Annotated in this window: 3 protein-coding genes; 2 read left to right on the top strand and 1 reads right to left on the bottom strand. The window is 64.2% G+C overall.

The window, feature by feature from the left end; translation table 11 throughout:
- Positions 1–208 precede the first annotated feature (208 nt).
- Positions 209–538, bottom strand: coding sequence for a DUF2834 domain-containing protein (locus tag AACV02_RS12810; RefSeq protein ID WP_106579214.1), 330 nt, complete (start codon positions 536–538; stop codon positions 209–211).
- Between the two features lie 83 nt (positions 539–621).
- Between AACV02_RS12810 and AACV02_RS12805 the strand changes: the two genes are divergently transcribed.
- Positions 622–1,410, top strand: a complete 789-nt coding sequence (locus tag AACV02_RS12805) for a helix-turn-helix domain-containing protein (RefSeq protein WP_119740023.1) — start codon at positions 622–624, stop codon at positions 1,408–1,410.
- A gap of 55 nt (positions 1,411–1,465) precedes the next feature.
- Positions 1,466–3,175 (top strand): amidase, encoded by a 1,710-nt coding sequence (locus AACV02_RS12800; protein ID WP_119740021.1) that lies wholly within the window; start codon positions 1,466–1,468, stop codon positions 3,173–3,175.
- Positions 3,176–3,333 lie beyond the last annotated feature (158 nt).

The following is a 3,333-nucleotide window of genomic DNA, read 5'->3' as shown; positions in this document are numbered from 1 at the left end:
CGCAGCAACCCCATAAAGGACGCCAAGTTGTTCCAGGGACACCGCGTCGGCAGTTTTTTGGGGTTGCTGCGCAACCCAACGCGGGGCAAGCCCGCTCGCCACTGGCAGCCCGCTTACCACTGCCAGCCCGCTCGCCACTGCCAACCCGCTCACCACCGCTAGCCCGGTTGCCAGTGCGGGCTTGCTTATTGCCCCAGGTTTGAGCCTCTCAGGCGGGCGCGCGAGTGCTCGGCGCTTGGCGTGAGAACCCATTCACGACGATGTAAAGCAACGGTCCCACCGACACAAACACCGCCGTCAGCAAAAAATACGGCACCAGCGACGCCATCGACCGCCCTCGCCCGCGCGCATCCCGATACATCCACACGCACGCAAGTACCGCCATCAGGTACAGGTCAATCACTACCTGCGCGGTGTCCGGCCGCGACATCAATTCCCGCCCAAATTCCAACAGTGACTGCTCGGCCGTGAGCATCGTAGCCAAGGTGTACAACGAAAACCCGAGCAAACCGGCCAGGGCTAAATAAGGTCTGCGCATGGTGCCTTCCTTGAAATGATCGAGGCTCAACATAGTGATAAGGTTGCGCCTCTCGCAATGACCTCGCAGGTCATGATCAGGCCATGGACATCCCTTCTACTGCCGGCCAGCACCTGCGCCAATTGCGTCGACACGCCAAGCTCAGCCAGCTGGACCTGGCCTTGATCACGGGCGTTTCCCAGCGCCATCTCAGTTGCATCGAAACCGGCCGGGCCAAACCAGGCCCGGGTACTTTGCATTCTCTGCTGACGGCGCTGCAGGCCCCGCTGGAGCACTGCAACCAGGTGTTCCTCGCCGCCGGATACGCGCCGCGTTACACCGCCACTCCACTCGCCGCCCCGGCCATGGCCGCCGTCCGTGACGCCGTCAGCCATGTGCTGCACGCCAACAATCCCGCCCCGGCGATTCTGCTGGACAGCGAGTGGCAAGTGCTCGCCGCCAACGCCAGCACCGGCCTGTTGTTTGAGCTGGTCGGGATTGAGCCGAATGCCGCCCAAGGGCTGAATCTGCTGACCACGCTGTTGCAAACCGGCGGCCTGGGCGATCACCTGATCAACGCCGAAGAAATCCGCACCGTCGCCTGGCAACGCGCAACCCGCGAAGCGCTGGGTAATCCTGCACTGGCCGGGTTACTGGCCCGTTTGCCGGTGCCGAGCAGCACGCAGTTGCCCAATGAAATGCCGCCGCTGTTGCTCACCCGCATCCGCTCACATCGCGGTGAACTGAATTTCCTGTCGACCTTCACCACCTTCGGCATGCCCCAGGACATCACCCTCACGTCACTGCGCATCGAACATCTGATTCCGGCTGACGCGCCCACGTGGCAAGTGATGCGCGCCGCTTACGCGGAGTATGCGGCGCTGGTTTTGTGAAATATCTGTACGTAGACTGCCGCCATACCTCCCACTTGAAGGCGGCGAAAAAAACGTGATGCAAGTTACCGAAGTCTCCATTGCCCAATTGCGCGCGGCGCTTGAAAGCGGCCAGACCACTGCCGTTGAACTGGTCCAGGCTTACCTGGCGCGGATCGAGGCCTATGACGGCCCGCAGACCGCGACCAAATTGAACGCCGTGGTGGTGCGCAACCCGCAAGCACTTGAAGAAGCCAAGGCCGCCGATGCGCGCCGGGCCAAGGGCGAAACCTTGGGGCCATTGGACGGCATTCCCTATACCGCCAAGGACAGCTACCTGGTCAAAGGCCTGACGGCGGCCTCCGGCAGCCCGGCCTTCGCCTCACTGGTGGCGCAGCGCGACGCCTTCACCATCGAGCGCCTGCGCGCCGGCGGCGCTATCTGCCTGGGCAAGACCAACATGCCGCCGATGGCCAATGGCGGGATGCAGCGCGGCGTTTATGGCCGTGCAGAAAGCCCGTACAACGCTGACTACCTGACGGCACCGTTTGCCTCCGGCTCGTCCAACGGCGCGGGCACCGCAACGGCTGCCAGCTTCGCCGCCTTCGGTTTGGCCGAGGAAACCTGGTCGAGCGGGCGCGGCCCGGCGTCCAACAATGGCCTGTGTGCCTACACGCCATCGCGCGGGATCATTTCCGTACGCGGCAATTGGCCGCTGACGCCAACCATGGACGTGGTAGTGCCGTACGCACGAACCATGGCCGACCTGCTCGAAGTACTCGACGTCGTGGTCGCCGAAGACACCGACACGCGCGGCGACCTCTGGCGCCTGCAACCGTGGGTGCCGATTCCGAGCGTGGCGTCGGTGCGCCCGGCCTCTTACGCTGAGCTGGCTGTGGGCAGCGAATCCCTGGCCGGCAAGCGTTTCGGCGTGCCGCGCATGTACATCAATGCCGACCCCGAGGCCGGCACCAGCGAGAAACCCGGAATCGGCGGGCCAACCGGGCAAAAGATCCACACCCGTGCCAGCGTGATCGACCTGTGGCACGCCGCGCGCCAGGCGTTGGAAGCGGCCGGCGCCGAAGTGATTGAAGTCGACTTCCCACTGGTCTCCAACTGCGAAGGCGACCGCCCAGGCGCGCCGACGGTGTTTACCCGTGGCCTGGTCTCCAAGGAATTTTTGCACGACGAATTGTGGGAGCTGTCGGCCTGGGCGTTTGATGATTTCCTGCGCGCCAACGACGACCCGTCGCTGAACCGCCTGGCGGATGTCGACGGGCCGAAAATCTTCCCGCACGACCCCGGCACCCTGCCCAACCGTGAAGACGACCTGGCCGCCGGCATGGACGAATACGTGCGCATGGCCGAGCGCGGCATCACACCGTGGAACGAAATCAGCACCGTGCCGGATGGCCTGCGCGGGCTGGAACAGACCCGACGCATCGACCTGGAAGACTGGATGGACGCACGGGGGCTGGACGCGGTGTTGTTCCCGACCGTGGCCGATGTCGGCCCGGCCGATGCCGACGTGAACGAAGCCTCGGCGGATATCGCCTGGAGCAACGGCGTCTGGGTGGCTAACGGCAACCTCGCGATCCGCCACCTGGGCGTGCCGACCGTCACCGTGCCGATGGGCGTGATGGCGGACATCGGCATGCCCGTAGGGTTGACCTTCGCCGGGCGTGCCTATGACGATTCGGCGCTGCTGCGTTTTGCTTCCGCGTATGAAGCCACCGGCAGCAAACGCCTGATCCCGCCGCGTACACCACCACTGGCAGCAGGCTAAACACGGTCCAATTATGGGAGCTGGCTTGCCTGCGATAGCGGTCGATCAGTCAGCCCGTTTTTCACTGGCAGACCGCCTTCGCGGGCAAGCCCGCTCCCACAGTTTTGAATGCATTTCAGGCCACGCCGATCAGCAGCTGGCTAAGCCCGCTCCAAATA

Origin of the sequence: Pseudomonas sp. Larv2_ips, from assembly GCF_963879675.1 — a bacterium.
Classification (GTDB): domain Bacteria; phylum Pseudomonadota; class Gammaproteobacteria; order Pseudomonadales; family Pseudomonadaceae; genus Aquipseudomonas.
The sequence above is the reverse complement of the archived record's forward strand: the minus strand, read 5'-3'. Positions and strand labels throughout refer to the sequence as shown.